Annotated in this window: 20 protein-coding genes; 12 read left to right on the top strand and 8 right to left on the bottom strand. The window is 33.9% G+C overall.

The features are described from left to right. Positions 1–9 precede the first annotated feature (9 nt). From FLY87_RS01610 to FLY87_RS01595, 4 genes are all read left to right on the top strand, one after another. Positions 10–858, top strand: a complete 849-nt coding sequence (locus FLY87_RS01610; RefSeq protein ID WP_141266162.1) for a universal stress protein — start codon at positions 10–12, stop codon at positions 856–858. A 152-nt stretch (positions 859–1,010) separates the two neighbouring features. Beyond that, on the top strand, positions 1,011–2,159 hold the full coding sequence (locus FLY87_RS01605; RefSeq protein WP_141266161.1) for an MFS transporter: 1,149 nt from the start codon (positions 1,011–1,013) through the stop codon (positions 2,157–2,159). Between the two features lie 7 nt (positions 2,160–2,166). Beyond that, positions 2,167–2,694, top strand: a complete 528-nt coding sequence (locus tag FLY87_RS01600; RefSeq protein ID WP_012545718.1) for a Chromate resistance protein ChrB — start codon at positions 2,167–2,169, stop codon at positions 2,692–2,694. Positions 2,695–2,715: 21 nt separating this feature from the next. Then, on the top strand, positions 2,716–3,099 hold the full coding sequence (locus tag FLY87_RS01595; RefSeq protein ID WP_028842316.1) for a hypothetical protein: 384 nt from the start codon (positions 2,716–2,718) through the stop codon (positions 3,097–3,099). A 49-nt stretch (positions 3,100–3,148) separates the two neighbouring features. Here the strand turns inward: FLY87_RS01595 and FLY87_RS01590 are convergent, their stop codons facing one another. From FLY87_RS01590 to FLY87_RS01580, 3 genes are all read right to left on the bottom strand, one after another. After that, the gene (locus FLY87_RS01590; protein ID WP_012544938.1) at positions 3,149–3,595 is read right to left on the bottom strand and encodes a hypothetical protein; all 447 of its coding nucleotides are present in this window, start codon (positions 3,593–3,595) and stop codon (positions 3,149–3,151) included. Between the two features lie 140 nt (positions 3,596–3,735). Continuing rightward, positions 3,736–5,124 (bottom strand): sigma-54 dependent transcriptional regulator, encoded by a 1,389-nt coding sequence (locus FLY87_RS01585; RefSeq protein WP_141266160.1) that lies wholly within the window; start codon positions 5,122–5,124, stop codon positions 3,736–3,738. A gap of 10 nt (positions 5,125–5,134) precedes the next feature. Next, on the bottom strand, positions 5,135–6,499 hold the full coding sequence (locus FLY87_RS01580) for a HAMP domain-containing sensor histidine kinase (RefSeq protein WP_255446952.1): 1,365 nt from the start codon (positions 6,497–6,499) through the stop codon (positions 5,135–5,137). A gap of 65 nt (positions 6,500–6,564) precedes the next feature. Between FLY87_RS01580 and FLY87_RS01575 the strand changes: the two genes are divergently transcribed. Genes FLY87_RS01575 through FLY87_RS01540 form a run of 8 tightly spaced genes read left to right on the top strand, consistent with a single transcriptional unit; the run spans position 6,565 to position 12,495 of the window. Continuing rightward, the gene (locus FLY87_RS01575; RefSeq protein WP_012546351.1) at positions 6,565–7,275 is read left to right on the top strand and encodes a YggS family pyridoxal phosphate-dependent enzyme; all 711 of its coding nucleotides are present in this window, start codon (positions 6,565–6,567) and stop codon (positions 7,273–7,275) included. Between the two features lies 1 nt (position 7,276). Then, positions 7,277–8,062 (top strand): pyrroline-5-carboxylate reductase, encoded by a 786-nt coding sequence (proC, locus tag FLY87_RS01570; RefSeq protein WP_141266158.1) that lies wholly within the window; start codon positions 7,277–7,279, stop codon positions 8,060–8,062. A gap of 29 nt (positions 8,063–8,091) precedes the next feature. Then, on the top strand, positions 8,092–8,400 hold the full coding sequence (locus FLY87_RS01565; protein ID WP_012545961.1) for a YggT family protein: 309 nt from the start codon (positions 8,092–8,094) through the stop codon (positions 8,398–8,400). After that, a complete protein-coding gene (locus FLY87_RS01560) occupies positions 8,397–8,867 on the top strand; it encodes a DivIVA domain-containing protein (protein WP_012545060.1) in 471 nt (156 codons plus the stop codon). The genes FLY87_RS01565 and FLY87_RS01560 overlap by 4 nt, the downstream gene beginning before the upstream one ends. After that, positions 8,857–10,119 carry a histidine--tRNA ligase gene (gene hisS / locus FLY87_RS01555; protein ID WP_012545147.1) on the top strand — a complete coding sequence of 421 codons (1,263 nt, stop codon included), beginning with the start codon at positions 8,857–8,859 and terminating at the stop codon, positions 10,117–10,119. The genes FLY87_RS01560 and hisS overlap by 11 nt, the downstream gene beginning before the upstream one ends. Further along, complete coding sequence (gene rfaE1, locus FLY87_RS01550) at positions 10,106–11,101, top strand: D-glycero-beta-D-manno-heptose-7-phosphate kinase (protein WP_012546729.1); 996 nt, start codon at positions 10,106–10,108, stop codon at positions 11,099–11,101. Before hisS ends, rfaE1 begins: the two co-directional genes overlap by 14 nt. Continuing rightward, positions 11,094–12,056: a DUF814 domain-containing protein gene (locus tag FLY87_RS01545; protein ID WP_028842311.1), complete on the top strand. Its 963-nt coding sequence runs from the start codon at positions 11,094–11,096 to the stop codon at positions 12,054–12,056. The genes rfaE1 and FLY87_RS01545 overlap by 8 nt, the downstream gene beginning before the upstream one ends. 19 nt (positions 12,057–12,075) lie before the next feature. Next, complete coding sequence (locus FLY87_RS01540) at positions 12,076–12,495, top strand: lipoprotein (RefSeq protein ID WP_012546448.1); 420 nt, start codon at positions 12,076–12,078, stop codon at positions 12,493–12,495. Here FLY87_RS01540 and pstB read toward each other — a convergent pair. The 5 genes from pstB to FLY87_RS10300 are packed head-to-tail and all read right to left on the bottom strand — an operon-like array spanning position 12,492 to position 16,591. Continuing rightward, on the bottom strand, positions 12,492–13,250 hold the full coding sequence (pstB, locus tag FLY87_RS01535; RefSeq protein ID WP_012546432.1) for a phosphate ABC transporter ATP-binding protein PstB: 759 nt from the start codon (positions 13,248–13,250) through the stop codon (positions 12,492–12,494). The two genes, FLY87_RS01540 and pstB, sit on opposite strands and share 4 nt — an antisense overlap. Further along, complete coding sequence (gene pstA / locus FLY87_RS01530; RefSeq protein ID WP_028842310.1) at positions 13,247–14,086, bottom strand: phosphate ABC transporter permease PstA; 840 nt, start codon at positions 14,084–14,086, stop codon at positions 13,247–13,249. Before pstA ends, pstB begins: the two co-directional genes overlap by 4 nt. Next, a complete protein-coding gene (pstC, locus tag FLY87_RS01525) occupies positions 14,083–15,012 on the bottom strand; it encodes a phosphate ABC transporter permease subunit PstC (RefSeq protein ID WP_012545177.1) in 930 nt (309 codons plus the stop codon). Before pstC ends, pstA begins: the two co-directional genes overlap by 4 nt. Positions 15,013–15,051: 39 nt before the next feature. Further along, positions 15,052–16,335, bottom strand: a complete 1,284-nt coding sequence (locus tag FLY87_RS01520; RefSeq protein ID WP_164924869.1) for a glycoside hydrolase family 1 protein — start codon at positions 16,333–16,335, stop codon at positions 15,052–15,054. After that, entirely contained in the window at positions 16,283–16,591 is a 309-nt protein-coding gene (locus FLY87_RS10300) for an ATP-binding protein (RefSeq protein WP_242341333.1), read from the bottom strand. The genes FLY87_RS01520 and FLY87_RS10300 overlap by 53 nt, the downstream gene beginning before the upstream one ends. Positions 16,592–16,595: the final 4 nt, after the last annotated feature.

The raw sequence follows: 16,595 nt of genomic DNA, 5'->3' as shown, positions 1-16,595 counted from the left end.
GGGATTAAAATGTTTTCCAAAATTCTTTATCCTACAAAGTTTGATGAGTTTTCCTTTCCAATTTTAAAAAGCCTCACATGTTTAAAATCAGCAGGATTGAAAGAGATTGTATTGCTTTATGTTATAGATGAAGAGGCTATTTATTATGCAAAGGAATCAGGATTGCCTGTTGATATTGAGCAGATTAAACAGTCTGCAAATGAAAAAATGAAAGAATATTTAGATTATCTTAAATCAAACGAATTGTCAGTAAAGACAAAAATAACTTCAGGTAAGGTTGTAAACGAGATTGTCAACGAAGCAGCCCTTGAAAATGTTTCCCTTATCGTAACAGGAAGACATAAAAGACATATGATTGATGAGTTATTTATTGGCTCCACCACAGATGGAGTTGTTAAGAAGTCTTCTTTGCCTGTTTTAGTGGTAAAATATCATACAATTAGGATGATTGAAGGTAAGCTCACAGAGCAATTCTGCCCAAATCTTTTCAGAAAAATCCTCTATACCACTGACTGGTCAGAGCATTCAGAACGTGCAAAAAAATACATACCCCTTTTATATAATGCAGGAGCAAGGGAAGCAGTAATTGTTCATGTGATGGAAGATGGAAGCAAGGAAGAAAATGAGAAAAAATTAAATGCTTTAAAACAGGAACTTGAAAAAATCGGTTTTAAGGTGACCTCTCATTTAATTCATGGTAAACCATACAGAGAGATTATTAATTTTGCCTCTCAAGAAGATGCTTCTCTTATTTTGATGGGCTGTCATGGCAAGGGATTTATAAAAGGGATTCTTATAGGTAGTGTTTCCCAGAGGGTTCTGGAATACAGTGATCGTTCTGTGCTCATTGTAAAATAGGAATGAGATTCCTCGTCGCTAAAGCTCCTCGGAATGACAAGAAAAGGAATGATAGATGGAGGTAATTGGAAAATATCAGAACTTGTAGTTTATTGATTCTCAATAAATTACAATTTTTTGACAGAGTCTATAATTGATATAGGAGGAAAGAATTGAAACCAGCTACCATATTTATTGTTTTACTTGGTTTTGTAAGCCTTTTTTCTGATATGACCTATGAGGCTGCAAGAAGTATCACAGGTCCATATCTTGAAGTCTTGGGTGCTTCTGCTGCCTTAGTAGGTCTAATCGCAGGTCTTGGAGAGTTTTTAGGATATGCTTTGAGACTCATCTCAGGCTGGATTGCTGACAAGACAGGTAAATACTGGAGCATAACAATCATCGGCTATATCATAAATCTTTTAAGCGTTCCTGCATTGGCTCTGGTAGGACAATGGCAACTTGCAGCACTTCTAATTATGGCTGAAAGAATTGGTAAGGCAATACGAAATCCTTCCAGGGATGCCATGCTAAGCCACGCAACAGTAGAGATTGGTCGTGGATGGGGATTTGGACTTCATGAGGCAATGGATCAGCTTGGTGCAATGATTGGTCCATTGATAGTTGCAGGAGTTTTCTATTTTCATGGAGGATACAGAGAAGCTTTCGGAGTATTACTTATTCCAGCCGCAATTGCTCTTTCAATCCTTCTTTTTGCTCGGATTCTTTATCCTTCACCAAGAGATTTAGAGATAAGCAGGCTTCAGATTGAAACAAAGGGATTAAGCAAGATTTACTGGATTTATCTCATTGCTGTTGCTTTAAATGGTGCTGGATACGCTGATTTCCCCTTGATTGCTTATCATTTTAAAAAAGTGGCAACGGTTTCTGAGCAGTGGATACCAGTTTTTTATGCAGTGGCAATGGGAATTGATGCATTGGCAGCTCTGCTTTTTGGCTATCTTTTTGACAGAAAAGGGCTATCAGTTCTTATTATTTCTGTAGCTCTTTCAGCGGGATTCGCACCTCTTTGTTTTCTCGGAGGATTTTACTCTGCTTTGATAGGGATGACTCTTTGGGGAATAGGCATGGGTGCTCAGGAGTCTATAATGAGAGCAGCGGTTGCTCTCTTAGTTCCAAGAGAAAAAAGAGGTATTGGATATGGAGTTTTCAATACAGGATATGGTTTATTCTGGTTTTTAGGTAGTGTTATCTTGGGAGTATTATATGATTTTTCAATCTCAGCTTTGATAGTTTTCTCGGTGATTTTACAGCTTGCAGCAATACCCTTTCTACTGAGGGTAAGAAAAATGTTACACTAAAAATTAAATGAAATGGCTTTTTATATCATACACTGTGCCCTCAAATCCTTCACGAGCAAGGGTTTTTATATGGAGAGAATTGAAAAAACTTGGTGCAATAAACTATCAGACTGTCTGGGTTTTGCCATATTCAAAGGAAATCATAGAGAAGGTTCAAAATCTTGAAAAAACTATAGAAAACTATGGTGGACAGGTTCTTTTAGCAGAGGGTAAGGTATTGAACAAGGAAGATGAAGAAAAAATTCTCAATGCCTTTGTTGAAGCAAGAAATAAAGAGTATCAGGAAGTAATTGAAAAATGCGAGGATTTTTTTAAAGAGATATCCTTTGAGATAGAACGGCAGAATTTTATATTTGCAGAAGTTGAAGAAAACGAAGAGGAGCTTGAAAAACTTAAAGCTTGGTTAAAAAAAGTAGAAAAAAGAGATTTTGTAAATGCCCCCCTTAAAAAGGAAGCTATTGAGAAAATTAAGAAATGTACAAGAGTTTTTGAGGAATTTTCAAAGAGAGTATATAAAGAAGCACAGAAAGAATAAAGAAATTATGGAGGATTAAATATGAAAACATGGTTTGTATATGTTTTTGGCCGGTGGATTGTTCTTTCTGGAATTGCCGGTGCACTGCTTCAGTTTGTGCTGAGCGATTACTTAAAAATTCACACCATACCCGCATTTTTACTTAATCAGTTTTTACTTGCCAATGTATTCTGGTTTGTAGACAAAGCAATATTTAAGTCACACTTCAAGATTCCTGCTTTTTATCCCCTTTGGGAGATAAGGGAAAATGTTAGATGCGCTGATTGCGGAACTGTTTGTGAGGGATATAGAGTTGTTAAAACCAAAAACTATGATAGACTTCATGACCCAGAACCAGAGTTTAGGTGTAAAACCTGTAGAGAGAAAAAATTAGAAGAACTAAGAAAAAGAGGAATAGAGGTATAAAATAAAAAAGGTGGAGGAATGTTCCCCCACCTTATAAAATGAAAGAAGATTACTGTTTCTTTTCAGCTGGTTTTGCTTCTTTCTTTTCAGCTTTCTTTTCTTCTTTCTTTACTTCCTTTTTCTCAGCTTTAGCTGCAACTTTCTTTACGCTCTTTGCTGTTGCTTTGCCATCTTTCTCGGTGTATTTTACTACAACCTTATCTCCAGCCTTTACATCCTTAATCTGCTCATCTGTTACTGCAACTGTGAGTTCCTGCTTTTTGCTTTTTACTGTGATGGTTTTGCCAACTGTGTCAACAGCTGTAACCTCACCAGTAATCTGTTTTACTTTTTCTTTCTTAGCAGGTTTCTCAGCTTTCTTTGCTGGCTCGGCTGGTTTTGCTGGCTCAGCCTTCTTTGCAGGTTCAGCTGGTTTTGCAGCAGGCTGCTGAGCAAATGCTGCTGTTACTGTGAGAGCAAATACCAAAGCCATTACTATTGCTAAAATTTTCTTCATCCTTTTTGTTCACCTCCTTTCTCTTATGTTTTTTACAAGGGATTTCAGTTTTTAGCTCTAAATAAAGAAGCAAATTACATGCCATTGTAAAAAGATTGTATTTTCAATGTTACTTTAAAATGTAAGCTCAAGATTTTTCGTCATTTCACGAAATTTTTCGTCATTTCACGAATGTTATCAGAAAGTCCAAATTTTTTAAGTCTGTACCAAAATGTATCATAACTCATGCCAAGTAACCTGGCAGCTTTTGCAATAACAAAATTTGATTTAATTAAAGCCTTTTTTATTAATTCTTTTTCAATTTCTTCATAGTTTATACCTTCGTCAGGAATGTTTATATCAAATAGACTTTTAGGTGTTACTCCTCTTAGTTCATCCTGAATGTCATTAAATGTTATTTTATCTTTTTCGCATATTATTATTGCTCTTTCAATAACACTTTCAAGTTCTCTGATGTTTCCTGGCCAGGAATAGTTTAAAAGAGCTTCCAATGCTTTGTCTTCAATTCCTGTAACTCTTTTGCCAAATTCCTTAGAGTATTTTTCTATAAAAAAATGCACAAGCTCTGGAATGTCTTCTTTTCTTTCTCTTAAGGGAGGTATTTCAACTGTTATAACTTTTAATCTATAATAGAGGTCTTCTCTAAATTTATTTTTTTCTACCTGTTCTGAAAGATTTTTATTTGTTGCCGCGATAATTCTTACATCAACTTTATTTGTATCTTTACAACCGATTCTTCGAACTTCTTTGTCCTGAAGCACTCTTAGCAGTTTGGACTGTGTTGATAGCGGAATTTCCGCAATTTCATCGAGAAAAAGAGTTCCTCTGTTTGCAGATTCTATAAGCCCTATTTTCCTCGTATTTGCTCCTGTGAAAGCGCCAGGTTCATATCCAAAAAGTTCACTTTCAATTAAAGTTTCTGGTATCGCTGCGCAATTTATAGCTATGAACGGTTTATCTTTTCTCGGTGAATTGTAATGAATTGCCCTTGCTATAAGCTCTTTTCCTGTTCCACTTTCTCCATATATAAGTACAGTTGCATTAGTTGGAGTTGCCTTTTTAACTATATCAAGAACTTGAAGCATTTTTCTGGATTTTCCAATAATGCCCTCTATTTTAAATTTTTCATATAGCTCCTTCCTCAGCATTAGATTTTCCTTAATTAGATTCATTCTTTCTTCTGCTTTCCTTATGGTAACAAGAAGGACTTCTTTATCAAGAGGTTTTGTTAGATAATCAAAAGCTCCTTGTTTGATAGCATTTACTGCAGAAGATATAGTTCCAAAAGCAGTAATAACAATAACAGCGGGTCTAAAAGGTTCTTCAGGTAGGCTGTTAAGAATTTCAATTCCATTCTGACTTCCCAGTTTTAAGTCAGTAAGAATTATTTCTGGAAAAATCTCATTAATGATTTTTGATGCCTCTTCTAAGGAAGAAGCACTGTAAACATTATAGCCTTCCTCAGAAAGTATGGTTAACAAAATCTCTCTTTGTAATGGTTCATCGTCTATTATTAGTAGTGTTGTCATTGTTGCAATTTTAAACTGGTATATAGATTTTTACTTCACTGCCATGCCCTGTTTTACTTGAAAATTCTATTCTTCCACCATGTTCCTCTATAACTTTCTTTGCTAAAGAGAGTCCCAGTCCAAGCCCTTCTTTTTTAGTAGAAAAGAATGGTTCAAAAATTTTATCTATAAATTCCTCTGATACTCCAGAACCTGTATCGGATATTTTTATTAAAAGATCATCATCCACAAGTTCTGTTTTAATGAACAGATTTTTTATATCAGAGTCTTTCATTGCATGTAAAGCATTAGTAATTATATTTAGAAAACAACTTTTTATCAAATCTACATCAAGATTAAGAGTAAAATCAATTGTGTAATCTTTGTAAATATTAACTCCTTGTTTTTCTGCTGTGGCTTCAATGATTGAAACAACATCATCTATTATTTCTATAATACTTGCAAATCTTCTATTAAGTTTTAGCGGTCTGGTATATTCAAGATATTCTGTAATAAGATTATTTACCCTGTAAATTTCCTGTTTCATGCTTTCAAGTAGTTTTGTATAATTGTTAGTATTCTGTTCTTCTTTCTTTAGTTTTTCTATAAGGTGATCAATGCTTAAATTTATAAAATTAAGTGGATTTCTGATTTCATGTGCGATTGTTCTGCTAAGTTGGCCGATTGCGGAAAGATGTTCTGCTTCTCTAAGCCTTTCCTGCAGAATCTGATTTTCCTGAAGTTTCTGAATCATGAAGTTAAAACTTTCTGCTATTTTACCTATTTCATCTTTTCTATTGATATTTAGTCTATGATGAAAATCTCCCTGAGCAACCTTTATTGCAGCTTCAGTTAAAGTATCAATTGGCTTAGTATATCTTAAAGAAATAAGATAAGTTACGATTATGCCTATGGAAAATATAATTAAGGTTGTTAGCATTCTTTTAAGTGCATTGGTTTTTAAAATTTTTGAAAAATCATCTTTATTAATTCTGAGGTGAATATATCCATATTGCACATTACCTGCTATTACAGGAACTATTACATTGTAAACATTTTCCTCTTCAAATACCGGTTCACCGAGTTCTGCCTTGATGATTAATTCTTTTTTTCTGTGTGTTATTGGTTTACCTATGTTTTGGGGATTAGTGCTTGCAATAATTTCCTGTGTATTGCTAATTATAGAAACTTCTTTTATTCCCTTTGTATTAAGCTTTTTTAAGTAATCTGTAAGTTTATTTGCCCCTCCACGAGTGACCTCTTCAACTCCTATTTGAATAGCTTTTGTAAGGTCTGCAGTTTGACTTTCTATTTCTTTTAATAGTTTTTTTTCAGTCTGAGTATAAAATGCATAAAGTGTGGACATTAAAGTAAAATTAAGCAAAAGCAAAAGCACTATCAGCTTCCACTTCAGAGAGAGCCTATCAAGGATATTCATAATCATGTATAATGTATTATAGTATGCTTTCAGAAAGAATATCATCTGTTGTTAAAAAAATAACTTATGCTGCTTTAAGAACAGGAAGGAATCCAGAGGAGATTAAACTCATTGCTGTAACAAAATCTCAACCCATTGATAAAATAAAAGAGGCATCTCAGCTTGGTTTAAGGATTTTTGGAGAAAATAGAGTTCAGGAAGCAAAAATTAAAATAGAGGCTTTAAAGGAGTTTATAGCTCAGTGGAAGATGAGCATTGAATGGCATATGATAGGGCATTTACAAAGTAATAAGGTAAAGGAGGCTGTTAGACTTTTTGAAATAATTCATTCAATGGATTCAGAAAAACTTGCGATACTAATAAATAAAGAAGCAGAAAAAGTTGGTAAAATTCAAAGAGTTTTAATTCAAGTAAAACTTTCACAAGAAGAGTCTAAATATGGAGTGAACATTGATAAGATAGAAGAATTGATGGAATTTTGCACAAATCTTCCAAATCTTAAAGTAGAAGGACTTATGACTATTCCACCGTATTTTGAAAATCCTGAAGATTCAAGACCATATTTTAAAAACCTCAGACAAATAAAAGAGATTTTATCTCAAAAAGGCTACTGTCTCAAAGAACTATCAATGGGAATGTCAAATGATTTTGAAGTAGCAATTGAAGAAGGTGCAACAATGGTAAGAATAGGTACTGCCCTTTTTGGGCAGAGACCAATTGACAGGAGGATATAAAATGATAGGTTTTATTGGAGGAGGTAATATGGCAGAGGCCCTTATTAGAGGGCTTGTTAAAGAAGGGAAAAAAAATATTATTGTATCCGAGCCAATTGATGAAAGAAGAAGATATCTTGAGAACTGTTATGGAGTAAAAACAACACCTTCAAACACTGACGTGGTTAATTTATCCGAAATTATTGTATTGGCAGTAAAGCCTCAAAATATAAAAGAGGTTCTTGAAGAAATTAAAGATGCTGTTTCCGAAAAACATACTGTGGTTTCAATAGTGGCAGGAATTCCTCTTGAATTTATTCAAAAATATCTTAAAACAGATAAATTAATCAGGGCAATGCCTAATCTTGCAGCTATAGTAGGAGAGGCAATGACTGTTTTAGCTTTGTGTGAATGTCTTGAGATGAAAATTATAGCTCCAGTTAGAGATATATTTATGAGCGTTGGGAAGGTAATAACTCTTCCAGAACATTATATGAATCTTGTTACTGCTCTATCAGGCAGTGGACCAGGATTTTTATGTTATATAGTTGAACAGCTTATAGATGTGGCAACAGAGCTTGGTTTTGCTGAAGATATAGCAAAGGAACTCATAGTCCAAACATTTATTGGGACAGCAAAGCTTCTTGATAGCGGACTGCCTCCTGATAAAATTAGGCAAAAAGTAACATCACCGGGAGGTACAACAGAAGCAGGTCTTAAGGTTTTATCAGATGGTGCTCTGAGGGGAATATTTTTTAAAACACTACAAGAAGCAACTAAAAGAGCTCAACAACTTAGTGTTGTGTAATGTTGAAATCTAATAAATTAGGAGGCTAAATGTTTATAATTGGGAATTTTTTAATTGCGATAGCAAATATTTTGGATATAATCTTAACAATTTACTCCTTTATTGTGATTATCGCAGCAGTAATTAGCTGGGTAAATCCTGACCCCTACAATCCGATTGTTAGATTTTTATATAGAGTTACAGAACCCCTGCTTCGTCCAATAAGAAAATTATTGCCTTTCAGATTGCCCGTAGATATTTCACCATTAATCCTTTTACTTATAATATATTTTTTACAGAAATTTTTGATTACAAGCCTCGTTGAGCTTGGCTATAGAATTAAAGGAGGAATACTATGAGAATTACACCACTGGATATTCAGCAAAAGCAGTTCAAAGTTAAATTAAGAGGTTTTGACATGGAGGAAGTATACTCTTTCCTTGAACTTGTAAGGGAAGAGTTGGAGGAACTTTTAAAGGAAAATTCTATGTTAAAAGAAAAGGTTGCAATTCTTGAGAATCAATTAGAGGAATATAGAAAAATTGAGCAATCAATTAGAGATACATTAATGACTGCACAGAAACTTGTTGAAGATTATCAAACAAATGCCAGAAAAGAAGCTGAACTAATAATAAAAGAAGCAGAATTAAAAGCAGAAAATATCATCAAGGAAGCACAGGAAAAAGTTGTAAAAATTCATGAAGATATCGTTGATTTAAAGGGTATTAGGAGACATTTTAAAGAAGAAATAAGGAGACTTATAGAAGGACATATGAGAATGCTTGAATTTGATAAAGAAAGAGAAGGGGAAGAAGGTGAAGTATAGTTTACTAAGAGGGATGCAGGATATCTTTTCTGAACAGATATATCTGTGGCAACACATTGAAGAACATGCCCGAAAGATACTTGAGAATTACAACTTTCAAGAAATTCGTACACCTATTGTAGAAAATGCTGAATTATTTTTAAGAAGTATTGGTGAGGATACCGATATAGTTGAAAAAGAGATGTATGTTTTTCAGGATAAAAAAGGAAGAAAGGTTGCTTTAAGACCTGAAGGAACTGCTTCTGTAGTAAGAGCTTATATTCAACACAATTTTTTTAATAATCCGCCTCCTCAAAAATTCTACTATATCGGACCAATGTTCAGATATGAGAGACCCCAAAAAGGGAGATTCAGACAGTTTCATCAGATTGGTGTAGAGTGCTTTGGAGTAAGTTCTTCTTGGATAGATGCTGAATTAATTTATATGCTTAAACTATTTTTAGAAAAATTGAATATTAATAATTTAACCTATGAGATAAATTCTCTGGGATGTAAGAGATGCAGACCTCAATATAGAAAAGTTCTTTTTAGTTTTTTAGCTGACAAAGTAAACCAACTATGCATTGATTGTAAAAGAAGATTTGAGAAGAATCCTTTAAGAGTACTGGACTGTAAAGTGCCTTCTTGTAAAGAATCTTTAAAAAACACGCCTTTGATTGTTGATTTTTTATGTCAAGATTGTAAAGAGCATTTTCTTAGTTTACAGAAAGAACTTGATGAAATGAATATATCCTATGCTGTTAATCCAAAAATTGTAAGAGGACTTGACTATTACACAAGAACAGTTTTTGAGGTGACAACCACAATGCTCGGTGCTCAGAATGCGGTAGCAGCAGGAGGAAGATATGATGACCTCGTTGAGTTATTTGGAGGTCCAACAACTCCTGCGGCAGGGTTTGCAATTGGCATGGAAAGATTGATAGAGATATGTTCAAATTCATTATTAATAAAGCCTAAAAAACCTTTTGTATATGTTGCATATATTGGTAGTAGTGTTGAAAAAGAAGCAAAAAAAGTTGTGAATTTTTTAAGAAATAATAATATACCTACAGAAACTGCTTATGAGAAACTCTCGTTAAAAAGTCAGTTAAGGAAAGCTGATAGAGTTGGAGCAAATATAGTTATAATTATTGGCGAGGATGAAATCAAAAAATCAGTTTATATATGGAAGAATATGAAGGATGGTTCACAGGGAGAAGCTTCTTTAAATGAACTATTAGAATTAATCAGGAGGAAATATGACACTGAGTAATGTGGAGAAAATTTTTGGAAACTTTAAAGATAAAAAAATTCTTGTTATTGGTGATATTATTCTTGATAGATATATTTTTGGAAAGGTAATGAGAATCTCACCAGAAGCACCTGTTCCTGTTGTAGAGGTTTATGAAGAGCAATACAGACTTGGTGGAGCAGCAAATGTAGCAAATAACATAATTGCTCTGGGAGGCAAAGTATATCTTTGTGGGATAATAGGTAAGGGTTCTGCTGGTAGAATTGTAAGGGATTTGCTTACGGAAAGAGGAATACAGCAGGATTTCATTTTTGATGATATAAGAAGAACAACAGTGAAAACAAGAATAATCGGAGGAAATCAGCAAATTGTAAGATTTGATATAGAGGACCGTAAAAGACTTGAAGGAAAAGCAAAGGAAACTTTTATTTCTATGATAAAAAATGGATTAAATAATTTTGATGCAGTAATTGTATCTGATTATAAAAAAGGTGTTGTTTCTGAAGAATTATTTCGTATTTTAGTAAACCATAAAAAGAAAAACGGCAGTTTTGTTGCAGTTGATCCTAAAGTGGGTCATTTCAGACTTTATAAGCAGGTTTCCCTTATAACTCCGAATATTGTTGAAGCCTCTCATGGAGCAGAAGTTGAGATTAAAGATGAAAAAACGCTTATAAAAGCAGGTTTTAATCTTTTAAAGAAGCTTGCCTGTGATTCTGTTTTAATAACAAGAGGTGAAGAAGGCATGAGTCTTTTTGAAAAACAGAATTCTGATGTAAATGTTACTCATCTGCCTACTGTTGCTAAAAAAGTATTTGATGTAACAGGCGCGGGAGATACAGTAATTGCGACTATAACACTTGCTTATGTAGCTGGTGCATCCTTAGTTGATGCTGCAAAAATAGCTAATGTAGCAGCAGGCATAGTGGTTGGTAAAATTGGAACTGCCGCAGCTACAAAGGAAGAGATAATGGAAGTGTTGAAAGCACATCCCTATGCATAAAGCTTTAGCTTTGTATTCTGGTGGACTTGATAGTCTTCTCTCTGTCCTTATTGTAAAGGAACAAAAAGTTGATGTGATCGCTTTAAAATTTTTAACTGGATTTGTAAGTCCTTTAAAAGAAGATGATTTCAATTATGCCAAACAATTTGATTTTGAAATAAGAGAAATAGATATTAGTGAGAAATTTATTGAGATTCTAAAAAAGCCTAAACATGGATATGGAAAAAATCTAAATCCGTGCATTGACTGCAAAATTCTTATGCTCAAAGAGGCAAAAGAGTTGATGTCAGCCTACAAAGCATCTTTCATAATCACAGGAGAGGTTATATCTCAAAGGCCAATGAGTCAGAAAAAAGAGTTACTCACAGTTATTGAAAAAGAATCATCTTTGCAAGACATGATTTTAAGACCATTGTCTGCAAAACTTTTCCCTCCTACTAAGTCTGAAATAGAAGGAGTCATTAACAGAAATTTGTTATATGACATCAGTGGAAGAACGAGAAAACCTCAAATAGCCTTAGCAAAAAAGTATGGCATAGAAAAAATTCCTCAGCCAGCAGGTGGATGCCTTCTAACAGACCCTTCTTTTTGTAAAAAAGTTAAAGACCTTATGGCTCACAATGAACTTACATTAAAAAATGTTGAATTGCTCAAAGTGGGAAGGCATTTCAGAATTTCTGAAAAATGTAAGGCAATTGTAGGCAGGGATGAGAAAGAAAACAAACTCATACTAAGCAAATACAAAGGGCTTTTCCTTTATCCTTCTGACTTGAAAGGTCCTGTTGTTTTATTATCTGGAGATTATTCAGAAAAGGAGATTGATATAACAGCATCAATATGTGTTTACTATTCAAAAAGAAAAAATGCCGAAATAGTAATTAAGTCAGAAACGGATGAACAGAGGAAAATTTATGATGCAATCCTTGAAGAAGAGGTTGTAAAATACAGAGTATAATATTATTTTGGAGGCAGATATGAGGAAGATTATAATTGTTATGATAGTGTTACTACTTTTTAGTTGCGGAGGTAAAAAACAGGTTAAACAGCCATCTCCTGAATACTCTTATACAACACAAGCATTTAAAGTTGTTGATGAAATAAGGCAGTCTTATCAAAATAAAGATAACTCTGGGATAAGAAAAAACTGTTCAGAGTCCGCATACAGAGAGATAATTGCGTCAATAAGACCCTTTGATAAGGCAGAAGTTGAATTCACTCCTGTGCTTGCTGAGATGGAAAAAGACGGTTATAGACTGTATGTTTCATGGAATGGAAAGTGGAGTTATCTTGGAAATGAAACAGAAGAGAGAGGACTTGCAATTTTTTTAATAAAGGGAAATCCTCCACGTGTTGAAAAAATCGTTAGAGGTAATCCTTTCAGATACCCTGATTAACCAAATCTTCCTGTGATATAGTCTTCTGTAAGTTTGTTTGAGGGAACTGTGAATATTTTATCTGTTTTATCATACTCAATAAGTTCTCCGAGCATCATAAAACCTGTCCAGTCTGATATTCTTGCTGCCTGCTGCATATTATGAGTGACAATTATAATTGTTACCTTATCTTTTAATGAAACAATTAACTCTTCAATTTTTGCTGTTGATATGGGATCAAGAGCAGATGTAGGTTCGTCAAATAATATAATTTCAGGTTCAACTGCTAATGCTCGTGCAATGCAAAGTCGCTGCTGTTGTCCACCACTTAGTCCAAATGCGTTTGTATTTAGTTTATCCTTTACTTCATCCCAAAGAGCAGCATTGTTTAAGGCTTTTTCAACTCTTTGTTTTAACTCTGTTTTGTTTCTTATACCTTTAAGCTTTAATCCATAGGCAATGTTTTCAAATATTGACATTGGAAAAGGGGTAGGTTTCTGAAATACCATTCCAATTTTGCTTCTCAGTTCAATGAGGTCTGTATCTTTTGATAGTATATTCTGTCCCTGAAAAATTATCTCACCCTCATATCTATTCCCTGCATATAGGTCATGCATTCTATTAAAACATCTTAAAAGCGTGGTTTTTCCGCATCCACTTGGCCCAATTAGTGCTGTAACTTTGTATTTATAAACAGTCATATTTATATTTTTAAGAATGTGAATGTTACCGGTATAGTAAAAATTAAGATTTCTTACTTCAATTTCAGGATTCAATCTCTATACCTCCTTTTTATAAGAATTCTTCCAATGATTGTTGCAAAAAGAATAAAGACAGTTATCATTAAGGATGCACCCCATGCCTGAGTATGCCAGTCTTCATATGGTCCCATGGCATATTGAAATATGGTTACTGTAAGGGATGCTATAGGTGCATTCATGTTTGTAGAGAAGAATGTATTGTTAAATGATGTAAATAACAATGGAGCGGCTTCTCCAGTTACTCTTGCAATAGCAAGAATAATTCCTGTAAGAATACCTGTGGCAGCACCTCTGTAGACAACCTGAATAATTACCTTGTAATAAGGTGCTCCAAGTGCAAAAGCAGCTTCTCTTAATGTCCAGGGGATGAGAGAAAGCATATTTTCTGTCGTTCTTAACACTGTAGGAATCATAATGATACCGAGAGATATAGCACCTGCCCATCCACTGAAGTGTCCGAGAGGTTTAACAATTATTGCGTAGACAAAAGCACCAACAATTATTGCAGGAACACTAACCATAATATCTGCAAGAGTGCTTATGATTTTTGATATTTGATATTTTCTTCCATACTCAGCAAGAAATGTCCCGCCGAGAACACCAACTGGAACTCCAATCAAAGTAGCAAATACTGTAATGAGTAGATGCCCTACAAAGGCATTTCTTAATCCTCCGCCTTCTTCTCCTGGCGGAGCAGGATCATTTAAAAATAAAGAAGGATTTATGGATGTAATCCCATGTCTTAAAACGTCAATAATTATAAAAAAAAGCCAGAATATACCCCATAAGGCAGTCAGAAAGCATATAAAAAGTGCGATAGCGCTGGTTATTTTTCTCTTTTTTAATATCATTTTCTCTCAGCCTTCAATAGGAATACCTTCGCAAGTGCAAGAATAGTAAAACTCATTATAAAAAGTAAGAAAGCAAGATAATAAAGAGAACTAAGATATATATCTTTATCAGCTTCAGTAAACTCATTCGCAAGTTTTACTGTAACAGTCGCTGCAGCATCAAAGAGTGATGTAGGAATTTGATTTAAATTGCCAAGAACAAAGGCAACTGCCATTGTTTCGCCAAGAGATCTCCCCAATGAAAGTCCTACACCACCGAGAACACCAAGTTTTGAATATGGCAAAACAATATTTTTTACAACTTCCCACTTTGTTGCTCCAATTGCATAGGCAGATTCTTTAAGTACAGAAGGAGTTAAATTAAAAGAATCTCTTGCTATTGAAGCTGTGAAGGGAATTATCATTATGCTTAGAATAATACTTGCTGTAAAAAGATCAACTCCAAGAGGAGTTCCCTCAAAAAGCTTGCCTAAAAGTGGTAATTTGCCAACTGTTGATTGTAAGAAAGGTTCTATGTATCGGCTCATTATGGGAGCAAGGGTAAAAAGACCCCACATTCCATAAATTATGCTTGGAATAGCAGCAAGTAGTTCTATAGCAGTTCCTATAATCCCTTTTAAAAAGGAAGGAGCAATTTCTGTTATAAAAATTGCAATTCCTGTGGCAATAGGGACTGCTAAAAGCAAAGCAAAAAAGGAAGTTATCAATGTTCCTATTAACGCAGGAGCAGCACCAAATGTTTCTTGAACCGGATCCCATTCAGTTGAAAAAATGAATCCTTCAAACCCGAATTTATTCATTGCAGGGAGGGATTCTTTGAATAACACTACAAAAATTCCAAATGAAATAGCGATTATACTGAAAGCAGTAAAGGCAGTAATAGATAAAAATACTATATCCGTTAATTTACCCTTTTGTTTTTTCATTATTTCATATTATACCTTATGTTAATTGCAATATTAAATCTAACTCCGAAAGTTTCTTGAGTTTATTATGTATGAATAAAAAGCTGCTGCTTTTGTTGGAATTCTTCTGTATGTTTTAAAGTCAACCCTGTAAAGTCCAAATCTTGCATCAAGTCCATGAAGCCATTCATAGTTGTCTATCAATGACCAATAAAAGTATCCCCTTACATCTATTCCTTCTGAGATAGCGTTTTCAATAACATCCACGTGAGCTTTGATAAATTTCATTTTTTTATTGTCATCCTTTGTAGCTATACCATTTTCTGTTATAATTAGCGGAACATTTAATTTAGAAGCGTATTTGAGAACCTTCTTTAATCCCTTTGGATATATCTCCCATCCCATATCAGTAAGCCCATGTCCATCTATATCTCTGTGTCTGAATTCAATAAAAAGCTTCCTTAGAGGATTAAATCGCATATGAACTCTTGTATAATAGTTAATTCCAAAAAAATCAAGCTTTCCCTTTATAGGAACCTCAATTTCCATTGTTTTTCTAAAAGGAATAGGAAGACTGATTTTTCCATCCATAAAGCCTTCAATGATGGAGTGATTATAAAATCTTTTTGCTATTTTTGCCAGAAGTCTGTCAAAAGGATTACATTTTATCCACGGTGCAAATACAGCCATGTTATGGGCTATGCTTACCATGCTATTTTTGTTTTTTAAATGAAGTAGGTCATAAATTTGTCTATGGCATATAAATATGTTTTTCATTGCTTTCAAGGCTAAATTTAAATTCTGATATCCTGGTGGAATGCATCCTTCAATATATCCACCGAGTATTAATAAATAAGGCTCATTGAAAGTGAGCCAGTAGTCAACATTGTTAATATTTTCAATCAGTCTTTCAACATATTCCATAAATTTATCTATGGATTTTTTCTTGTGCCAGGGATATTTTGTTATAAACCATACGGGGTGTGTAAAATGATGTATTGTAATCATAGGTTTTATATTGTTTTCATTTAAAAGATTTATAATTTTTTGATAATGTCTTACAACTTCTTTATTCCAGTAATCCTCAGAGGGTTGAATTCTGCTCCACTCAATTGAAAATCTATAGGAATTGACCCCAAGATTTTTTATTAGCCTTATATCTTCTCTGTAAAGTTCATAGTGATTTGTAATCTTAGGATTAAGACTAAAAATACTGTCCCAGGTAGACCAGTCTGCATAAGGAGAGCCTTCAAGCTGAAATGCAGAAGTAGCTACACCCCAGAGAAAATCTTTATTCCTCATTTTTGAATGGGATTGATATGTAAACTGTTGTTCCTTTTCCATATTTGCTCTCTATTGAAATATTACCGTTGAGTATACTTATTAATTTCTTTGTTATGTAAAGCCCAAGTCCTGAGCTTTCATATAGTTTTTCATAAAAAGATTCTGTTGAGCAATAAGGATTAAATATCTTTTTTTGTTTTTCCTTAGGAATTCCTTTCCCTGTATCCTTAATTTTGACTAAAACATTATTATTCAATTTTTGCAACGCAAATAAAATGTAACCCTCTTGGGTGAATTTTGCAGAGTTTGATGCAATATTT

Origin of the sequence: Thermodesulfovibrio sp. Kuro-1 (assembly GCF_006538445.1) — a bacterium.
GTDB lineage: Bacteria > Nitrospirota > Thermodesulfovibrionia > Thermodesulfovibrionales > Thermodesulfovibrionaceae > Thermodesulfovibrio > Thermodesulfovibrio yellowstonii.
Note: the sequence above shows the minus strand (reverse complement) of the source record. Positions and strands in the feature narration are given on the sequence as shown.